This is a genomic window from Pseudomonas sp. GW823-FHT03E05, from assembly GCF_058796855.1.
The window spans coordinates 43,052-60,404 of record NZ_JBXAJB010000009.1 but is presented as its reverse complement, the minus strand read 5'-3'; the positions used below and the strand labels follow the sequence as shown (position 1 = coordinate 60,404).

General features: G+C 67.5%; 19 protein-coding genes. 10 read left to right on the top strand and 9 right to left on the bottom strand.

Features of this window, described 5'->3' with window-relative positions; all coding sequences use genetic code 11:
- Window positions 1-94 precede the first annotated feature (94 nt).
- Window positions 95-1,039 carry a LysR family transcriptional regulator gene (locus AC1RCO_RS28525; RefSeq protein WP_492618276.1) on the bottom strand — a complete coding sequence of 315 codons (945 nt, stop codon included), beginning with the start codon at window positions 1,037-1,039 and terminating at the stop codon, window positions 95-97.
- Window positions 1,040-1,152: 113 nt separating this feature from the next.
- Here AC1RCO_RS28525 and AC1RCO_RS28520 point away from each other — a divergent pair, with 113 nt between their 5' ends.
- Window positions 1,153-1,656, top strand: a complete 504-nt coding sequence (locus tag AC1RCO_RS28520; protein ID WP_011060562.1) for a DMT family transporter — start codon at window positions 1,153-1,155, stop codon at window positions 1,654-1,656.
- Between the two features lie 2 nt (window positions 1,657-1,658).
- Window positions 1,659-2,111, top strand: a complete 453-nt coding sequence (locus AC1RCO_RS28515) for a DMT family transporter (protein WP_041117272.1) — start codon at window positions 1,659-1,661, stop codon at window positions 2,109-2,111.
- 7 nt (window positions 2,112-2,118) lie between these two features.
- On the opposite strand, the gene AC1RCO_RS28510 is transcribed toward AC1RCO_RS28515, so the two are convergent.
- From AC1RCO_RS28510 to glcD, 4 genes are read right to left on the bottom strand one after another with little or no spacing between them, the layout of a single operon-like run.
- Complete coding sequence (locus AC1RCO_RS28510) at window positions 2,119-2,526, bottom strand: heme-binding protein (protein ID WP_065363563.1); 408 nt, start codon at window positions 2,524-2,526, stop codon at window positions 2,119-2,121.
- 23 nt (window positions 2,527-2,549) lie between these two features.
- Complete coding sequence (gene glcF / locus AC1RCO_RS28505) at window positions 2,550-3,767, bottom strand: glycolate oxidase subunit GlcF (RefSeq protein WP_220224125.1); 1,218 nt, start codon at window positions 3,765-3,767, stop codon at window positions 2,550-2,552.
- 3 nt (window positions 3,768-3,770) lie between these two features.
- Window positions 3,771-4,835, bottom strand: coding sequence for a glycolate oxidase subunit GlcE (glcE, locus tag AC1RCO_RS28500; RefSeq protein WP_492618275.1), 1,065 nt, complete (start codon window positions 4,833-4,835; stop codon window positions 3,771-3,773).
- Window positions 4,835-6,334, bottom strand: coding sequence for a glycolate oxidase subunit GlcD (gene glcD, locus AC1RCO_RS28495; protein WP_492618274.1), 1,500 nt, complete (start codon window positions 6,332-6,334; stop codon window positions 4,835-4,837). The genes glcE and glcD overlap by 1 nt, the downstream gene beginning before the upstream one ends.
- 231 nt (window positions 6,335-6,565) lie before the next feature.
- Here glcD and glcC point away from each other — a divergent pair, with 231 nt between their 5' ends.
- Window positions 6,566-7,333 (top strand): transcriptional regulator GlcC, encoded by a 768-nt coding sequence (gene glcC, locus AC1RCO_RS28490; RefSeq protein ID WP_011060568.1) that lies wholly within the window; start codon window positions 6,566-6,568, stop codon window positions 7,331-7,333.
- 132 nt (window positions 7,334-7,465) lie between these two features.
- A complete protein-coding gene (locus AC1RCO_RS28485) occupies window positions 7,466-7,636 on the top strand; it encodes a hypothetical protein (RefSeq protein ID WP_015635060.1) in 171 nt (56 codons plus the stop codon).
- A gap of 49 nt (window positions 7,637-7,685) precedes the next feature.
- Here the strand turns inward: AC1RCO_RS28485 and AC1RCO_RS28480 are convergent, their stop codons facing one another.
- Window positions 7,686-7,913, bottom strand: a complete 228-nt coding sequence (locus AC1RCO_RS28480; protein ID WP_011060569.1) for a DUF6555 family protein — start codon at window positions 7,911-7,913, stop codon at window positions 7,686-7,688.
- Between the two features lie 224 nt (window positions 7,914-8,137).
- Between AC1RCO_RS28480 and AC1RCO_RS28475 the strand changes: the two genes are divergently transcribed.
- From AC1RCO_RS28475 to AC1RCO_RS28465, 3 genes are all read left to right on the top strand, one after another.
- Window positions 8,138-8,911: an AraC family transcriptional regulator gene (locus AC1RCO_RS28475; protein ID WP_041117284.1), complete on the top strand. Its 774-nt coding sequence runs from the start codon at window positions 8,138-8,140 to the stop codon at window positions 8,909-8,911.
- Between the two features lie 410 nt (window positions 8,912-9,321).
- Window positions 9,322-9,495 carry a DUF1427 family protein gene (locus tag AC1RCO_RS28470; protein ID WP_015635062.1) on the top strand — a complete coding sequence of 58 codons (174 nt, stop codon included), beginning with the start codon at window positions 9,322-9,324 and terminating at the stop codon, window positions 9,493-9,495.
- A gap of 40 nt (window positions 9,496-9,535) precedes the next feature.
- Complete coding sequence (locus AC1RCO_RS28465) at window positions 9,536-10,492, top strand: quinone oxidoreductase family protein (RefSeq protein WP_011060572.1); 957 nt, start codon at window positions 9,536-9,538, stop codon at window positions 10,490-10,492.
- 286 nt (window positions 10,493-10,778) lie between these two features.
- Here AC1RCO_RS28465 and AC1RCO_RS28460 read toward each other — a convergent pair whose 3' ends face one another.
- Both AC1RCO_RS28460 and AC1RCO_RS28455 read right to left on the bottom strand, forming a co-directional pair.
- Window positions 10,779-11,807 (bottom strand): purine-nucleoside phosphorylase, encoded by a 1,029-nt coding sequence (locus AC1RCO_RS28460; protein ID WP_492618273.1) that lies wholly within the window; start codon window positions 11,805-11,807, stop codon window positions 10,779-10,781.
- Window positions 11,808-11,894: 87 nt separating this feature from the next.
- The gene (locus AC1RCO_RS28455; RefSeq protein WP_015635066.1) at window positions 11,895-12,851 is read right to left on the bottom strand and encodes a nucleoside-specific channel-forming protein Tsx; all 957 of its coding nucleotides are present in this window, start codon (window positions 12,849-12,851) and stop codon (window positions 11,895-11,897) included.
- Between the two features lie 262 nt (window positions 12,852-13,113).
- Here AC1RCO_RS28455 and AC1RCO_RS28450 point away from each other — a divergent pair, with 262 nt between their 5' ends.
- The 3 genes from AC1RCO_RS28450 to mnmH are packed head-to-tail and all read left to right on the top strand — an operon-like array spanning window position 13,114 to window position 15,687.
- Window positions 13,114-13,515 (top strand): nuclear transport factor 2 family protein, encoded by a 402-nt coding sequence (locus tag AC1RCO_RS28450; RefSeq protein ID WP_492618272.1) that lies wholly within the window; start codon window positions 13,114-13,116, stop codon window positions 13,513-13,515.
- Window positions 13,516-13,558: 43 nt separating this feature from the next.
- A complete protein-coding gene (selD, locus tag AC1RCO_RS28445; protein WP_015635068.1) occupies window positions 13,559-14,593 on the top strand; it encodes a selenide, water dikinase SelD in 1,035 nt (344 codons plus the stop codon).
- A complete protein-coding gene (gene mnmH / locus AC1RCO_RS28440; RefSeq protein ID WP_258718377.1) occupies window positions 14,593-15,687 on the top strand; it encodes a tRNA 2-selenouridine(34) synthase MnmH in 1,095 nt (364 codons plus the stop codon). The genes selD and mnmH overlap by 1 nt, the downstream gene beginning before the upstream one ends.
- A gap of 168 nt (window positions 15,688-15,855) precedes the next feature.
- Here mnmH and AC1RCO_RS28435 read toward each other — a convergent pair whose 3' ends face one another.
- The gene (locus AC1RCO_RS28435) at window positions 15,856-16,911 is read right to left on the bottom strand and encodes a permease (protein ID WP_492618271.1); all 1,056 of its coding nucleotides are present in this window, start codon (window positions 16,909-16,911) and stop codon (window positions 15,856-15,858) included.
- Between the last annotated feature and the right edge of the window lie 442 nt (window positions 16,912-17,353).

Genomic DNA, 17,353 nt, shown 5'->3' with positions numbered 1-17,353 from the left:
TGAATGGCGCGCTCTTGTAGGAGCCGGCTTGCCGGCGAAGGGGCCCTTGGACTCTGCACAAGTCTTGCCGCTGCCTTCGCTGGCAAGCCAGCTCCTACGGGGTGGGGCGGCGGTCCCAGTAGGGCTCGGGGCCGAATTTCTCGACGAAGAAGTCGATCACCGTGCGCACTTTCACTGACAGCCGTCGGCTGCCGGGCCAGAGGGCGGCGATCTGTTGCGGTTCGAGGCTGGTGGCCACGTCGAAGTCTTCGAACAGCGCCACCAGCCGGCCCTGGTGCAGGGCTTCGCCAATCAGCCAGGAAGGGAACATCACCAGCCCCAGGCCCTGTTCGGCGGCCTGGGTCAGGGTGTCGGCGTGGTTGCCGGTCAGCGGGCCCTTGACGCTGTAGGGCGTCCAGTCTGCCCGGCCCTGGCGGAAGAACCAGCGCTGCTGGCCGGTCTCGCCCTTGTAGGCCAGGCACTGGTGCCGCTGCAGTTGCTCCGGATGCTGCGGGGTGCCGTGCCGGGCCAGGTACGCCGGGCTGGCCGCTACCCGGTAGCGCTGCGGGGCCAGCAGGCGCGCCTGCATCGAGGAGTCTTCCAGGGTGCCGATGCGAAACAGCAGGTCAGTGCCGTCCTGCAAGGGGTCGATGTAGCGGTCGGTCTGCTGGATATCCAGCTGCAGCTTCGGGTAGCGCCCGTGCAGTTCACCGAGCCAGGGCGACAGGTGGCGCTGGCCAAAGACCACCGGGGCGTTGATCCGCACCAGCCCGGCCGGCTCGTCTTGCTGTTCCTGCAACGCCTGTTCGGCTTCCTCCCACTGCGCCAGCACCCGCCGCGCGTGGTGCCCCAGCAGGCGCCCGGCCTCGGTGGGGCTGACGGCGCGGGTGTGGCGGTAGAGCAACTGCTGGCCCAGGGCCTGTTCCATCAGTTGGATCTGCCGTGAAATGGACGAGGGCGCCAGCCCCTCGCGGCGCGCCACGGCAGAAAAACTGCCCTGGTCGAGCACGGCGATAAACAGGCGCAGGGCCTTGAAACCGAGGTCGTTGAAGCCGTGCATGGGTCGATCCTGCTGTGCGTTTTGCGCAAAGGTGTTGTCGGCATGCTCCCATTTATCGCAAAGCTTGCGCAATCGATAATGCCGGCCATTCCTTGATGTCGAGCAGGTGTTGCATGTCCTCTGAAACCATAGAAGTACCGCTGCCCAACCCGGTGGCGAGCGCTGTACCCGCTGCCGGCTGGCAGCGTCTGATGCTGTTGCCGCTGGTGATCCTGGCGGGCATGGGCCTGTCGGTGGAGGCCGGTCTGCTGGGCCCGCTGGGGAGCCAGGTGGGCCATTTGTGGGCGACCCTGAGCATCTTCGGCGTGGGCACGGCGCTGCTGTTGCTGCTGCTGTTGTTCAGCGGCCCGCAGCCCGGCCCGGCCTTCAGCCAGTTGCCGCGCTGGCAGTTGCTGGGCGGGGTGCTGGGGCCGATCTACGTGGTGGTGCTGACGTTGGCCACGCCCCATATCGGCATTGCCATGACCATGATCGCGATCCTTTCCGGGCAGGTGGGCAAAAGCGTGCTGATCGACCATTTCGGCTGGTTCGGCAGCGCCCGCAAGCCGGTCAATGCCGAACGCTGGCTGGCCCTGGCGCTGATTGTGCTGGCCCTGATCCTGATTGCCCGAGGTTGAAGATGAATCTGTTTCTATTGCTGGTTGTGGTGGTGGCCGCCGGTGCGGTGCTGAGTGTGCAGGCGGCGATCAATGGCCGCCTGGGGGAAAGCGTCGGTGTGTTGCGCAGCAGCCTGCTGACCTTTGCCGTGGGTGCCCTGATCACCGGGCTGCTGATCGTGTTTTTCCAGCCGCCCCAGGCCATGAGCCTGCTGCAGGCGCCGAAATGGCAACTGACCGGTGCGCTGTTCGGCGTGGTCTACATGCTGGTGATGGTGGGAGCCGTGCCCCGGGTCGGCACTGCGGTGGCCACGGTGGCGGTGATTCTCGGGCAGTTGGGCATGGGCATGCTGATCGACAACTTCGGCTGGTTCGGCAACCCGGCCATCGAACTGTCGCCCAGCCGCCTGCTGGCGATGCTGTGCCTGACCCTGGCGCTGCTGTTCATGTACCGCAGCAGCGTGCGCCGCGCCTGAACCCGCTTCAATCGCCCTCCAGGCACGCGGCGCCAGCCAGTGCCACCTGGGCGTCTTCACCGGCCTTGACCCCGGAAACCCCCACCGCGCCGACCACCTGGCCGCCGACGCGGATCGGCACGCCGCCTTCCAGGGAGGTGAGCAGCGGCGCCGAGAGAAAGGCGCTGCGCCCGCCATTGACCATGTCCTCGTAGGCCTTGGTTTCGCGCCGGCCGAGGGCCGCGGTGCGGGCCTTTTCGGTGGCGATATAGGCACTGATCGGCGCGCAGCCGTCGAGGCGTTCCAGGGCCAGGGGATGGCCGCCGTCGTCGACCACGGCGATGCTCACCGCCCACCGGTGGCGCTGGGCCTCGGCGCGGGCGGCGGCGAGGATGCGGCGGGCTTCGTCTTGACCCAGTACGGCTTTGTGCTGCATGGCGAGCTCCAGGGGCGTGAGGTTCAGGGCAGGGCGGCTTCCAGCACTTCGATCCAGTGCCGTACCGGGGTCCGGCCGGCGCCGTCGAGGTGGCTCTGGCAGCCGATATTGGCGGTGGCAATGAGGTCCGGCTGGCCGCTTTCCAGGGCCTGCAGCTTGTCGTTCCGCAGTTGCCGCGCCAGCGCCGGCTGGGTCAGCGAATAGGTGCCCGCCGAACCGCAGCACAGGTGGCTGTCGGGCACCGCGGTGAGGTGAAAGCCCAGGCGTTGCAGCAGGCTTTCCACGGCGCCGCCGAGCTTCTGCGCGTGCTGCAGGGTGCAGGGGCAGTGGAAGGCCAGGCGCTGGTCGCTGTGGGCGCCGAGCTGTTCCAGGGGTTCGTCCCGCAGCACTTCCACCAGGTCCCGGGCCAGGGCACTGACGCGCTGGGCCTTGCTGCGGTAGGCCGGGTCATGGGCCAGCAGGTGCTGGTAATCCTTGATGAAGGCGCCGCAACCGCTGGCGGTCTGGACGATGGCTTCGGCCCCCAGTTGCAGGTGCGGCCACCAGGCGTCGATATTGCGCCGGGCGCGCTGCAGACCGGCTTGCTGGGCATCCAGGTGATAGTCCACCGCGCCACAGCAGCCGGCCTCGCTGACCGGTTGCACGCTGATGCCCAGGCGATCCAGGACCCGCGCTGCGGCGGCGTTGGTATTGGGTGACAGCCCCGGCTGCACGCAGCCTTCGAGCAGCAGCACGCGCCGTGCATGGCGCAGGGGCGGACGCGGTTTGGCGCTGGGCACCTGGCGCGGCAGCTTGTCCTGCAGGGCCTGGGGCAGCAGCGGGCGCAGGCGGCTGCCGCCATGGATCAGGGCCTTGAACAGCTGCGGGTTGGCGCTCAGCGCCCGCAGGCCGCGGCGCAACAATTGTTGGCCGGCGGGCCGGGGCAGGGCGGCATCCACCGCGGCGCGGCCGATGTCCAGCAGGTTGTGGTAGTCGACCCCGGAAGGGCAGGTGCTTTCGCAGTTGCGGCACGACAGGCAGCGGTCCAGGTGCTGCTGCGTCTGGGCGGTGGCCGGGGCGCCTTCGAGCACCTGCTTGATCAGGTAGATGCGCCCCCGCGGGCCGTCCAGCTCATCGCCCTGCAACTGGTAGGTGGGGCAGGTGGCGTTGCAGAAGCCGCAATGCACGCAACTGCGCAGGATGCGCTCGGCTTCGGCGGCCCGGGGCAGTTGCCGGGCCTCGGGGCTGAGGGTGGTCTGCATGGTCTAGAGCTCCGCGTAGAGTCGGCCGGGGTTGAAGATCCCTTGCGGGTCCAGTTGGGCCTTGAGGCGCTGGTGGTAGTGCAGCAGGGTCGGCGCCAGGGGCTGGAACGGGCTGTCCAGCAGGCCGTGGCTGTAGCAACTGGCGTGGCCGCCAACGGCGCTGACAACGGCGCGGATGTCGGCGGCCGTGGCATCGGTCTTCAGCCAGCGCTGGGCGCCGCCCCAGTCCAGCAGTTGTTCGCCGGGCAGGGGCAGCAGCGGGGTGTTGTGCGGCACCGACAGGCGCCACAGCGGCAGGCCGGGGTTGAAGAAGTCCAGTTGCTGCTCGTTGAGCTGGCTCCAGTAGCCCGGGTCCAGGGGCTCGCCGCCGAGCCGGTCATGGGCCGCCGCCACCGAGCCTTCACCGCCCTCCAGGCGCAGGTGCAGGCGTTCGCCGTCATGGCAGGCGGCGCTGATGGGCAAGGGCTGCTGGCCCCATTCGGCAAGCTGGGCGAGGGCCCGCTGGCGGTCCATTTCCAGGCTCAGGCTCATGCATTGCCGGGGCTTGGGCAGGACCTTCAGCGAGACCTCGGTGACCAGCCCCAGGCAGCCGTAGCTGCCGGCCATCAGCCGTGACAGGTCATAGCCGGCGACGTTCTTCATCACCTCGCCGCCAAACCGCAGGTGTTGGCCGCTGCCGCTGATGACCCGGGTGCCGAGGACGAAATCGCGCACCGCCCCGGCCCAGGGCCGGCGCGGCCCGGACAGGCCGCTGGCGAGCATGCCGCCCAGGGTCGCGCCCGCGCCGAAGGACGGCGGTTCGCAGGGCAGCATCTGCCCGGCGGCGTCCAGGGTGGCGTGCAGCTCGGCGAGCGGCGTACCGGCCCGGGCGCTGATCACCAGTTCCGTGGGGTCGTAGCTGACGATGCCGCGATGGCTGCGGGTATCGAGTATTTCCCCGGCACTCTCGCGGCCGAGAAAGGCCTTGCTGTTGGAGCCCTGGATGCGCAGCGCGGTGTCGCTCGCCAAGGCATCGCGCACCTGTTCCAGCAAGGTCTTGGCGGCGTCGAAATCGCTGGCCACGTTCATCAGAATCGCTCCAGTTCGGGGAAGGGCAGTTGCCCGTGGTGGATGTGCATGGCGCCAAATTCGGCGCAGCGGTGCAGGGTCGGGATGTTTTTCCCCGGGTTGAGCAGGCCGCTGGGGTCGAAGGCCGCCTTGATGGCGTGGAACAGGGTCAGCTCGTGGTGGTTGAACTGGGCGCACATCTGGTTGATTTTCTCCCGGCCCACCCCGTGTTCGCCGGTGATGCTGCCGCCCACCGCCACGCACAGTTCGAGGATCTTGCCCCCCAGGGCCTCGGCCCGCTCAAGCTCGCCGGGCTGGTTGGCGTCGAACAGGATCAAGGGGTGCATGTTGCCGTCGCCGGCATGGAACACGTTGGCCACCTGCAGTTGGTGTTCGTCGGCCAGGCGGGCGATGCCCCGCAGCACCCCCGGCAGCTCGCGGCGGGGAATGGTGCCGTCCATGCAGTAGTAGTCCGGGGACAAGCGCCCCACCGCCGGGAAGGCGTTCTTGCGCCCGGCCCAGAAACGCACGCGCTCGGCCTCGTCCCGGGCCAGGCGCACCTCGCTGGCGCCGGCCCGTTCCAGCACCTGGCGCACCCGCTCGCAATCGTCGTGGACATCGGCTTCCACGCCGTCCAGCTCGCACAGCAGGATGGCCTCGGCGTCCACCGGGTAGCCGGCATGGATGAAGTCCTCGGCGGCGCGGATCGCCAGGTTGTCCATCATCTCCAGGCCGCCGGGGATGATGCCCGCGGCAATGATGTCGGCCACGGCGCGGCCGGCGGCTTCCACCGAGTCGAAGGCCGCCAGCAGCACCTTGGCGATCTGCGGCTTGGGCAGTAGCTTGACCGTGACTTCGGTGATCACCCCCAGCAGGCCTTCGGAGCCGGTGAACAGCGCCAGCAGGTCGAAGCCCGGCGCGTCCAGGGCCTCGCTGCCCAGGGTCAGGGGCTGGCCTTCGACGCTGAGCATCTGGACCTTGAGCAGGTTGTGCACGGTCAGGCCGTATTTCAGACAATGCACGCCGCCGGCGTTTTCCGCGACATTGCCGCCAATCGAACAGGCGATCTGCGAAGAGGGGTCGGGGGCGTAGTACAGGCCCCAAGGCGCGGCGGCCTGGGAGATCGCCAGGTTGCGCACCCCGGGCTGGAGCCGGGCGCAACGGGCGGCGGGGTCGATCTGGAGGATTTCCTTGAAGCGCGCCATCACCAGCAGCAGGCCCTTTTCCAGGGGCAGGGCGCCACCGGACAGGCCCGTGCCGGCGCCCCGGGCCACCACCGGCACCCGGTGGGCGTGGCAGATCTGCAGGATGCGCTGCACCTGGTCCAGGTGCCGGGGCAGGGCCACCAGCATCGGCGTGCTGCGGTAGGCGCTCAGGCCATCGCATTCGTAGGGTTTGAGCTGTTGCTCCTGGTCCAGCAGCTCCAGCTCCGGTAGCTGCTGGCGCAGGGCCTGGATCAGGGCCTGGCGGTCGACGTCGGGCAGGGCGCCATCGAGGCGTTCGTCGTAGAGAATCGTCATGGCGGCTAAGGACCTTGTGTGGTTTTTATCAGGTCGCGAATGCTGTACGGCTGCCTTGCATGATTGGCCCGGCGGGCTTTAGTGTCCATGTGCGTTGGCAGTGGTCGAACCACTTTGTTTTCCAGGGCAGGCCGGGGTTTTTCCGAAAGATCAGGTTTTTCAAAAGCTTGGCGGGCGCGCAGGAATAGCCGGACAAATGGCACAGGGCTGGTCATACCAGTGGGAGGAAGCATGCAGGACACGCAAGCGGGGCGTCGGCCCCAGGTGGCGGACCTGGTCTGCGCACGGATCGAGCGGCTGATCGTCGACGGGGTATTCAAGACCGGCCAGTTGCTGCCCTCGGAACGGCGCCTGACGGCCAAGCTCGGGGTTTCGCGCACGGCCCTGCGCGAGGGCCTGAAACTGCTGCGGGCGCGGGGCATCATCGACACTCGACAGGGCCGCGGCTCCCAGGTGGCGCAACTGTCGGCCCCGGCGGCGCAGTCGCCGCTGATGCATCTGTTCAGCTCCCAGCCCCGCACCCTCTACGACCTGCTGGAAGTGCGCAGCCTGCTTGAAGGCGAGTCGGCGCGGCTGGCGGCCCTGCGCGGCACCGAAGCGGATTTCGTGCTGATCGAGCGCGCCTACCAGGCCCTGCTGCAGGCCCATGAACAGGCCCTGGAGCCCGCCGCCCTGGCGCGCCTGGACCACGCCTTTCACCTGGCGATCTGCGAGGCCTCGCACAACCCGGTGCTGGTGCAGACCCTGGGCTCGCTCACCGACCTGCTGCTGAACTCGGTGTTCGCCTCGGTCAACAACCTCTATCACCGCCCGGCGCCCAAGCGCCAGATCGACCGCCAGCATGCGCGGCTGTACAACGCAGTCACCGGGCGCCTGCCGGAACAGGCGCGCAAGGCGGCGGTGGCGCATATCCAGGGCATTGCCCGCAACCTCAGGGACATCGAGGACGAAGAACAGCGGCTGGTGCGCGCTACCTTGCGTTTGCAGGGCTGGGAGTGAGGGGCCGACCATCAGTCGCGTGCGCCCTGGCCGGGCGGTGCCTTGGCCTAACCTGTGGGGACTCGGCCCGAGCGGGGCGCTCGGTGAAGCACCCGCCCAAAGGCCCGAGCCTTGAACCCTAGGAGCCATGCCATGTCCACGCAAACCTGTGCCTGCCCGGCCTGCACCTGCAAGCTGGGCGCCCATGCCATCGTCCGTCACGGCAAGCACTACTGCTGCCAGGCGTGCGCCGACCATCATGCCCACGGCGAGCCTTGCGCTTCCACCGAAGGCTGCAAATGCGCCAAGGGCGCCCACGGCTGAGAGGGGATCGGCGGGTGGGGCCGTGCGGCTCCACCCGCGTTGCTGCGTCCTAGACCGAAGGGCGCCAGGTGACGTTTTCGATACCGAACTTTTCGGCCATGGGCTTGCTGGTCTTCTTCACCCGTTCGCGGCCGAAACGTCCTATCCGACCCACTCCAGCGTCGCAACTGGCCCAGTGCCAGGCCTCGGCGTTGTCCATCTTTTCCTGGCGGATGATGAAGGACTTGGGGGCGCCGTGGAGGGTGTATTCGATGACGAAAAGTTTTGCGTTGTTCATAAAGCCTTTGTTCCTCCCTGTGATCTTTTAGTGATCCTGGCGCGGCGGAAAAATTCACTCTGATTGTCCGTCCGGGCTACCGACGGTCATGGGCCGCCAGCCGCTCTATCCGAATGGATTCCCGAGCGGCGCCCAGGCCTTCATCCGGATGGGCGCGGTAGCGGTTGGCGGCGCCCCGGGGGGCTGGTTACCATGGGCGCCCGCCGACCTGCTGCGACCTTGCCATGGCCCTAGCCGCACCCCCCGACCTCAGCGACCCCGCGATCCCGGTGCAACCCCTGGCCCGCACCTATCCGCGGGGCTTGTTCATCGAGCCCCATGAACACGATTGGGGCCAGTTGCTCTACGCCATGAGCGGGGTGATGTGGGTCGAGACGCCCCATGAAGCCCTGGTGGTGCCGCCCCAGCGCGCGGTGTGGTTGCCGCCGGGGGTGAGCCACGGGATTCGCGTGGTCAGCGACCTGCAGATGCGCAACATCTACCTGCGCCCGTCCCTGGCGGCGACCCTGGACCCCAGCGTCCAGGTGCTGCAGGTGGACAACCTGCTGCGCGAATTGATCGTGCGCCTGGTGGAACTTGACCCGCCGCAGCCGGAGTATTACGAGGCGCTGGTGGGGCTGGCCCTGCTGGAACTGCGCCGGGCTCGTCGCTCGCAATTGAAGATAGCCCTGCCGGACGCCTCCGACCGGCGCCTGGGCAGCCTGTGCCAGGCGGTGATGGCGGCGCCGTCCCTGGCCATCTCCTTTGAACAGCACGCCGATGCGGCGGGGGCCAGCGTGCGCACCCTGGCACGGCTGTTCAAGGAGCAGTTGGGCGTGGGCTTTGCCGAATGGCGGCGCCAGGTGCAACTGGCCACCGCTGCCGCGGAGCTGATCCAGGGTGTACCGGTGAGCCGCATTGCCCGGGAGCTGGGTTATTCCCCCAGCAGCTTCAGCGACATGTTCCGCCGGGAACTGGGTGTCGCGCCTTCCCAGTACGCCAGCGCCAGCCAGGTGTAGCCGCTGCCGCAGGCTCGGGCCGCGTTCGGACGAACGGCTCCGCAGGAGACGCGGCAATCTCAAAGCCGCCATAGGTTCGTCGGGATATCGCCAAGCAAGGCCCTTCGGTCCTTTTCGCAGCTTCGCAGGCTCAGCAGCGGCTACAGGGAGTGCCTGGCGTCGTGTAGCCGCTGCCGCAGGCTCGGGCCGCGTTCGGACGAACGCTCTGGGCGGCACTCCGTCGCAGGAGACGTGAAGATCCGGAGAGCGCCGGATGTGCATCAGGCGGACGCCAGCCGAGCGACCGCCAGGGTTTCGGCCTTGGCCGAAATCCTGAAGCACTTGGCCGATGCCGCGGGACCGTGCCACCTAGACTGTGCCGCACACGCCACTTCACCCCGGCATGAGCCGCACGGCCTCTGGAGCGCAGCATGAACTACCTGATTTCCCTGGCCGCCGGCCTGTTGGTCGGCCTGCTTTACGGCGCCTTGCAGGTGCGTTCTCCGGCGCCACCGGCAATTGCCCTGGTTGGCCTCTTGGGCATGCTCGGCGGTGAGCAGTTGTGGCCCCTGGGGCGCCAGTTGCTCGGCAGCTGGCTGTCCTGAACACGCATTTTTTCTTTCCCCCCGACTCATGGAACCGACGATGAAAGCACTGCAATTTTCCGCCACCGGCGACCTCGCGGCCCTGCACGTAGTGGACCTGCCCACCCCGGTACCGGGTGCTGGCCAGGTGCTGGTGCGCATCAAGGCCGCGGGCCTCAACCCCAGTGATGTGAAGAACGTCCTCGGGCGCTTTCCCTACACCACACTGCCGCGGGTGCCCGGGCGGGACTTTGCCGGGGTGGTGGAGCAGGGGCCGGCGCAACTGCTGGGCCAGGAAGTCTGGGGCACCGGCAAGGAGCTGGGCTTCTTCGCCGACGGCAGCCATGCCCAGTACGTGGTGCTGTCCGCCCAGGGCGTGGCCCGCAAGCCACGGCACCTGAGCTTTGCCCAGGCCGCAAGCCTCGGGGTGCCCTACACCACGGCCTGGGATGCCCTGGAGCGCAGTGGCGTAGCCCGTGACACCCGGCTGCTGGTGATCGGCGGCGGCGCGGTGGCCTCGGCGGCCCTGGCCCTGGCCAAGGTGCGCGGCGCCCGGGTGCTGGCGGCGGCGCGCCGGGTGGAGCAGGTCCAGGCGCTTGAAGCCCAGGGCTACCCGACCTTGCACCTGCAACAGCCGGAAACCCTGGCGGCCCAGGTGGCCGAAGTCTATGCCGGCGGTGCCGAGGTGATCTTCGACACCACCGGCTTCTGGCTGCCGGCCTCGGTGCCGGCCCTGGCCACCTTTGGCCGCATCGCCATCATCGCCGCCCCGGTGGACGGCCATGTGCAACTGCCGGCCCTGGCGCTGTACCGCAAGGGTGGCTCGGTGGTGGGGATCAACTCGCTGTTGTATGGCGTAGAAGCTTGCGCGGCGATGCTGGAGCAGTTCGGCCGCTATTTCGATGAAGGCCTGCTGCCGCTGCCGGAAGGCCTGGTGGAATCGCCGCTGGAGCGGGGGCTGGAGCGTTATGCCGAAGTGAACCAGGGGCGCGGCGAAAAAATCATCCTCATCCCCTGAGCGCAGCAGCCATCCCTGCGTAGGAGCCCGCTTGCTGGCGAAGGGGCCCAGAGATCGCCTTCGCCGGCAAGCCGGCTCCTACGGGGGATGCGTGCGCTGTGTGTCCTGTGTAGGAGCCAGCTTGCTGGCGAATAGGCCCTTGAGATCGCTTTCGCCGGCAAGCCGGCTCCTACGGGGGATGCGCGCGCTGTGTGTCCTGTGTAGGAGCCAGCTTGCTGGCGAAGAGGGCCTTGAGACCTCCATCGCCGGCAAGCGGAACGCCGCCTGGCCGCTCCCGGGAGAGAAATCAGGTCTCGGGCACGCCCTTTTCCCAGGCCGACCAGTTGCCGAGGATGTCCTGCACCAGCGGATTGCCCGCCCGGTAGAGGTTTTCCAGGGCCGGGACAAAGCCGCCCTGGTCGGCGTACTTGAGCAGGTTGTCCACTTCGCTGGCCCCTGGGGCCGGGCGGTCGAAGTCGGAACCGGCGCGCACCACCGCCAGGCGCTGGATGTCCAGCAGGCCCTCGCGGCTGGCCCGCAGCAAGGCTTCGTAGGTGGAGTTGTCTTCCTGCTGGGTGGTGCAATAGGTGCCTTTGTTGTCGGTCAGCAAGCGGGTCCAGACCTCCGCCCGTTCGCTCAGGCGGGTGCCGGAAAACCAGGTGTTGCCCGCCAGGGTGTCGCAGCGGGTCACCACCGGTGGTTGGTTGGCCGGGGCCTTGGGGTATTTCAGGCGCCAGGCCGCCGACTCCTTGCTCTCGCTCAGGGCCACGTTGCGGCTCAGGGCGAAGGCCTTGGCCTGGAGCTTGGGGTTCAGCTCGAAGACTTCGGTCTTGTAGTCCAGGGGCGGTTTTTCGTTGGGCCCCTTGGTGTTGATCCCCAGGTAGCCGGTGGGCCAGCCCTCGGGCGCATCCCGGGAGTCGATTTCCCACTGGGTGCCGAACTCCACCAGGTAATGGGCCCAGGCGGCGGTGCCGATGGTGCCGTGCTGGGGGCTGATGCCGGCGATCCCGGCAATCAGGAAATAGCTCTTGCGCAGGTCGAATTTGGGCGACAGCGCCAGGGCCAGGGTCGACGCCGCGGCATTGGTCTGGCCCATGCCCGTGGTCAACAGGCACACGTCCTGGTCGTTGCAGCGAATCACCGGATACTCCGCCGCCAGCCCCGGCACGCGGATCTCGCGCTTGAGCTCCAGGCGCTCGATCCAGTGCTGCGCTTCCGGCGCGAACATGCTGATCAGCACCACCTTGGGCTTGATCGGTGCCTCACTGGCCCAGGCGCCGCTAGCCACCAGTGCACTCAAGCCCATTGCCCACGAAACCTTTTGAATCCCACGCATACAACCTCCATGACTGCCGTTAACCGGCGCTTATCCTGCCTGATCCAGGTTGCAACTCATCGCAACCGTTCTTGTCTTGCCGCTGCTTTAAAACTGATAGCCAACCCCGGCGTAATAGCCCCAGCCATTGGAGCGGGCGCGGAACTCGCCGTCGCCGAAATTCAGCACGCTGCCATCCTCCCAGTTGCCGCCGTTGTGGAAGTAGCGGCCCACCAGGGTGAAGCGCAGGTGGGTGAAGGAATAGAGCAGCACGTTGGTGGCCACCGTGGCATTGGCGGTGCGGGCCGGGTTGTCCTTGTGCAGGTCGGAGCCGAAATCGAAATTGGTGAAGCCGATGTAGGTCAGCGAGGCGCCGTTGCTGAAGCTGTCGATGGGCACGATGTATTTCAGCTGGGCGCGGTAGCCGTCCCAGGAGTATTCGTTGCTGGCGCCGTAGTTTTCCCACTGGTAGCGGCCGTAGAAGTTGGCCGAGAGGTTGACCCGCGAATGGGTGTCGATGTCGGTGCCCAGGCCGCTGTACAGGGTGTTGGCGCGGTTGGCGGTGCGGCTGCCGTGGTCGTAGATCCAGTCGAAGGCCACGTACCACTCCTTGAACGGGCCGATGGCCAGGCTGCGGCCGGCCAGGTAGTCGATGGAGATTCGCGGCTCGTGCTCCATGAACAGCGGCGAGCCGTGGTCCCAGATGCCCTTGTCGTGGCTGTTGCCGATGTCGAGGATCTTCGGCAGGTCGATGTAGCCGTACAGCTCGAAGGGGCCCTTGCGCCCGAAGTATTCGTATTCCAGGTAGATGTCGTCTGCCGGGCGCGGGCCGAAGCTGATGTCCTTGCTGCCGATGAGCATCAGGTCCTGGTTGTACCAGTCGGAGAGGTAGGCGCCCTGTTTGGCCGGTTGCACATCGGCGCTCAGGCTTTCGCCCTGGGCCGAGTCGTCCGCCGGGGCGGCGGGGGGCTGGGCGAAGGCGCTGGGTAGACCCGTAACGCCGGCCAGCCACAACGAAACAGCCAGGGTACGGCAGGACGCATGGCGTCGCAGAGGGTTGAGCATGGAAAGTCCCTGTTCTTGCAGTGTGAAGTCCCTTGTGCTCGACACTTCGAAAGAAGGCGGCGAACACCCACGAAATTACAAATCGCAAACGTTTGCATATGGCGTACCAACTTGAAACGGCGGCTTGCGACAAAGGCGTGAATGGCCGCGGGATTGGCGCTTGGGGCGGGGTGCGTGCCGATGGCGGGGAGGGCCGGGCGCTGCAGGCCTGGGCAATGCCCGCCCCCCAGGCCCGGCGCTGGTGCAGGCGCGTAATGCTAGAGTGCGCCACTTACCCGCCACCACCTCGGGAGTGACCATGGAGCTGTCCGACCACCTGCTGATGCTTGAACGCCAGCTGCAACAGGCCGAAGTGCGTGCCGATCGCCAGGCGCTGGAGGCCTTGCTGGCCGAGGACTTTCTTGAGTTTGGCGCCAGCGGCGGGCGCTGGGACAAGGCCCAGGTGCTGGCCAGCCTGCCGCAGCAGGTGTTCATCGAACGGCGCATCAGCGAGTTCGCCGTGCAGTGCCTGGGGGCCGACCTGGCCCAGGCCACCTACCTGTGCCATAACGCCGCAGCGCCCGGGCGGGCGGCCAGCAGTGCCTGGCGCAGCTCGCTGTGGCGCTGCCAGGAGGGGCGCTGGCAGATGCTGTTCCATCAGGGCACGCCGCGGCCAAGTGCCTGAGGGCTCTGCTAGAATCCCGGTCCCAGACTTGACGAGGTGCCCCATGAGCGAGCCGATTCGCCTGACCCAGTACAGCCACGGAGCCGGTTGCGGCTGCAAGATTTCGCCCCAGGTACTGGAGGTGATCCTGGCCGGCAGCGGGGCGCAGAACCTCGACCCCAAGCTCTGGGTCGGCAATGCCTCGCGCGATGACGCGGCGGTGTACGCCATCGATGAAGAGCGCGGCGTGGTCTCCACCACCGACTTCTTCATGCCCATCGTCGACGACCCCTTCGACTTCGGCCGCATCGCCGCCACCAACGCCATCAGCGACATCTACGCCATGGGCGGCGACCCGCTGATGGCGATTGCCATTCTCGGCTGGCCGGTGAACGTGCTGGCCCCGGAAATCGCCCGGGAGGTGATCCGCGGCGGCCGCGCCGTATGCGACGCCGCGGGCATTCCTCTTGCGGGCGGGCACTCCATCGATGCGCCGGAGCCGATCTTCGGCCTGGCGGTCACCGGGCTGGTGGAAAAGCGCTTCATGAAGCGCAACGACACCGCCACCGCCGGTTGCCTGCTGTACCTGACCAAGCCCCTGGGGATCGGCGTGCTTACCACCGCCGAGAAAAAGGGCAAGCTGCGCAGCGCCGACATCGGCCTGGCCCGGGACTGGATGTGCACCCTGAACAAGCCCGGCAGCCGTTTCGGCAAGCTCGAAGGGGTGACCGCGATGACCGACGTCACCGGTTTCGGCCTGCTCGGGCACCTGGTGGAAATGGCCGACGGCAGTGGCCTGACCGCGCGCATTCACTACGACCGCGTACCGCGCCTGCCGGGGGTCGAATACTACCTGGACCAGGGCTGTGTGCCCGGTGGCACCTTGCGCAACTACAGCAGCTACGCCGACAAGGTCGGGCGAGTGCAGGAACTGCACAAGCGCGTGCTCTGCGACCCGCAGACCAGTGGCGGGCTGCTGGTGGCGGTAACCCCGCAAGGCAATGCCGAATTCCTGGCCCTGGCGGCGGAACTGGGCCTGGAACTGGCGCCGATTGGCGAGCTGGTGGAGCGACAGAGCCACGCGGTCGAGGTGTTCTGATGTCTCTGGACTGCACCGACTACCGCGAGATCTTCCTCAACGACCGGCCGATGATGGACACCCGCGCGCCGATCGAATTCACCAAGGGCGCCTTTCCCGGGGTGCTCAACCTGCCCCTGATGACCGACCAGGAGCGCCAACGGGTCGGCACCTGCTACAAGCAGCAGGGCCAGCAGGCGGCGATTGTCCTGGGCCATCAGTTGGTGTCCGGCGCGATCAAGGAACAGCGCATCCAGGCCTGGGCGGATTTTGCCCGGGCCCATCCCGACGGCCTGCTGTACTGCTTTCGCGGTGGGCTGCGCTCGCAGATCGTCCAGCAGTGGCTCAGGGAAGCGGGCATTGACTACCCGCGGGTTGGTGGCGGTTACAAGGCCATGCGTACCTTCCTTCTGGACACCACCGAACAGGCCCTGCAGCAGTGCGATTTCGTCCTCCTGGGGGGCATGACCGGCACCGGCAAGACCCAAGTGCTGGGCCAGTTGGACAACGCCCTGGACCTGGAAGGCCACGCCAACCACCGCGGCTCCAGCTTCGGCCGCCGCGCCACCGGCCAGCCGAGCAACATCGACTTCGAAAATCGCCTGGCGGTGGACCTGCTGAAAAAGCGTGAGCGCGGCGTGCAGAGCTTTGTCCTGGAAGACGAGAACCGCATGATCGGCAGTTGCGCCTTGCCGCTGCCGCTGTACCAGAGCATGCAGGGCTTGCCCATGGTCTGGCTGGAGGACAGCCTGGCCAACCGGGTGCAAAGGATCCTCGACGACTACGTGGTCAACCTCTGCGCCGAGTTTGTGGCGGTGCATGGCGAACAGGGCTTCGCGCTGTTCGCCGAGCGCCTGCTGGAAAGCCTGAACAAGATCCACAAGCGCCTCGGTGGCGAGCGTCACCAGCGCCTGTTCCTGCTGATGGAAGCCGCGCTGGCGGAACAGGCCCGCAGCGGCGACGTGGAACGGCACCGGGCCTGGATCGAAGGCTTGCTGGGTGAATACTACGACCCGATGTACGCCTTCCAGCGCGAGAGCAAGGGCGCGCGGATCGAGTTCAGCGGCGAGCACGGCGCCGTGCTCGATTACCTGCGCCAGCGCTCACCGCGCTGATTCGTTCGCCGGCAAGCCGGCTCCTACAGGGCAGCTCCCACCAACCGTAGGAGCTGGCTTGCCAGCGAAGGGGCCCGCGAGATCGCCTTCGCCGGCAAGCCGGCTCCTACATGGGCAGCTCCCCACCGACCGTAGGAGCTGGCTTGCCAGCGAAAGGGCCCTCCAGCCCTACAACAACGCCGCACCAATCAACCCGCAGACAATCCCCACCAGCATGGTCAGCACGGCCACGGTCACCAGCACCCGGGTATCGAAATCCTTGCGCAGCATCAGCAGCGACGGCAGGCTGATGCTCGGCAGGGTCATCAGCAGGGCCACCGCCGGCCCGGTGCCCAGGCCCAGGGTCATCATGGTCTGGACGATGGGAATCTCTGCCGCCGTGGGGATCACGAACAGGGTCCCGGCGATCGCCAGCGGCACCAGCCACCACAGGCTGTCACCCATGGCACCGTCGATATGCGGAAACAGCCAGACCCGCGCCGCGCCCAGCACCAGTACCGCCAGTACGTAGATCGGAATGGTGCTCCAGAACAGTTGCCACAGGGTTTTGCCCCAGCGGCTGAGGAACGGCTGGTCGTTCACCGTGCTGGCTTCCACCACCGCATCCACCGCGGCTTCGGGCAGTTGCTCGGGGCCGGCGACACGCTGCGCCACCAGGGACACGCCCAACACCAGGACAATGCCCGCCACCAGGCGCAGGGCGGAAAAGCCCCAGCCCAGGACAAAGCCCATGAACACCAGGGTCGCCGGGTTGAGCACCGGGTTGGCGATCCAGAACGCCAGGGCCGCACCCACCGAAACCTTCTGCCGGCGCAGGCCAGCAGCCACCGGCGCGGCGCAGCAGGAACACATCATGCCCGGCAGGGCGAACAGCCCGCCGCGCAGGGTCGAGCCGAAGCCGGCACGACCGAACAGGCGCAGCAGCCAATCCCGGGGAATCAGCACCTGCAGCAGGGAACCCAGGATCACCGCCAGCACCGCAGCCTTCCAGATGGCCAGGAAGTACACCTGGGAATAGGCCAGGGCGGCGCTCCAGGGCGAGCTCTGCTGATCGTTGAGGATCGAGGCGCCGATGCTGTGGCTGTCGGCGGCGACAAAGGCCTTGAGGTAGTAGGGCGACCACTTCACGTAATACAGGCCGATGGCGGCGACCAGCAGGAACAGCAGGGGTTTGCACCAGAACGCCCAGCCGCGGTTGGGCTGGGTGGAGGCGAGGTTGGACATGAAAGGTATTCCGCACGAGGACAATAAGCGCGAATTGTAGCCGCTGGCGCCGGCGCGCTGCGAACCGATCTCGTCCGGCCTTGCCTGGCGATCCCCCGTCGGGAGCTCATCGGCCTTGAGAACGCCGCGTCCCTACGGGCCGTTCGTCCGAACGCGGCCCGAGCCTGTGGCAGCGGCTACACAAAACCTTGATCGGCACTGGCCCTGTAGCCGCTGCCGAGCGTCAGCGAGGCTGCGCAAAGGCCCGCAGGGCCTTGCCTGGCGATCTCCCGTCGGAGCGCTGTCGGGCTTGAGAACGCTGCGTCCCTACGGGCCGTTCGTCCGAACGCGGCCCGAGCCTGCGGCAGCGGCTACACCAATCTTGGATCGGCACTGGCCCTGTAGCCGCTGCCGAGCGTCAGCGAGGCTGCGCAAAGGCCCGCAGGGCCTTGCCTGGCGATCC

Bases quoted from the DNA above. Each gene is read 5' to 3' on its own strand.
- AC1RCO_RS28525 (WP_492618276.1), bottom strand. From the start codon at position 1,039: ATGCACGGCTTCAACGACCTCGGTTTCAAGGCCCTGCGCCTGTTTATC.
- AC1RCO_RS28520 (WP_011060562.1), top strand. From the start codon at position 1,153: ATGTCCTCTGAAACCATAGAAGTACCGCTGCCCAACCCGGTGGCGAGC.
- AC1RCO_RS28515 (WP_041117272.1), top strand. From the start codon at position 1,659: ATGAATCTGTTTCTATTGCTGGTTGTGGTGGTGGCCGCCGGTGCGGTG.
- AC1RCO_RS28510 (WP_065363563.1), bottom strand. From the start codon at position 2,526: ATGCAGCACAAAGCCGTACTGGGTCAAGACGAAGCCCGCCGCATCCTC.
- glcF (WP_220224125.1), bottom strand. From the start codon at position 3,767: ATGCAGACCACCCTCAGCCCCGAGGCCCGGCAACTGCCCCGGGCCGCC.
- glcE (WP_492618275.1), bottom strand. From the start codon at position 4,835: ATGAACGTGGCCAGCGATTTCGACGCCGCCAAGACCTTGCTGGAACAG.
- glcD (WP_492618274.1), bottom strand. From the start codon at position 6,334: ATGACGATTCTCTACGACGAACGCCTCGATGGCGCCCTGCCCGACGTC.
- glcC (WP_011060568.1), top strand. From the start codon at position 6,566: ATGCAGGACACGCAAGCGGGGCGTCGGCCCCAGGTGGCGGACCTGGTC.
- AC1RCO_RS28485 (WP_015635060.1), top strand. From the start codon at position 7,466: ATGTCCACGCAAACCTGTGCCTGCCCGGCCTGCACCTGCAAGCTGGGC.
- AC1RCO_RS28480 (WP_011060569.1), bottom strand. From the start codon at position 7,913: ATGAACAACGCAAAACTTTTCGTCATCGAATACACCCTCCACGGCGCC.
- AC1RCO_RS28475 (WP_041117284.1), top strand. From the start codon at position 8,138: ATGGCCCTAGCCGCACCCCCCGACCTCAGCGACCCCGCGATCCCGGTG.
- AC1RCO_RS28470 (WP_015635062.1), top strand. From the start codon at position 9,322: ATGAACTACCTGATTTCCCTGGCCGCCGGCCTGTTGGTCGGCCTGCTT.
- AC1RCO_RS28465 (WP_011060572.1), top strand. From the start codon at position 9,536: ATGAAAGCACTGCAATTTTCCGCCACCGGCGACCTCGCGGCCCTGCAC.
- AC1RCO_RS28460 (WP_492618273.1), bottom strand. From the start codon at position 11,807: ATGCGTGGGATTCAAAAGGTTTCGTGGGCAATGGGCTTGAGTGCACTG.
- AC1RCO_RS28455 (WP_015635066.1), bottom strand. From the start codon at position 12,851: ATGCTCAACCCTCTGCGACGCCATGCGTCCTGCCGTACCCTGGCTGTT.
- selD (WP_015635068.1), top strand. From the start codon at position 13,559: ATGAGCGAGCCGATTCGCCTGACCCAGTACAGCCACGGAGCCGGTTGC.
- mnmH (WP_258718377.1), top strand. From the start codon at position 14,593: ATGTCTCTGGACTGCACCGACTACCGCGAGATCTTCCTCAACGACCGG.
- AC1RCO_RS28435 (WP_492618271.1), bottom strand. From the start codon at position 16,911: ATGTCCAACCTCGCCTCCACCCAGCCCAACCGCGGCTGGGCGTTCTGG.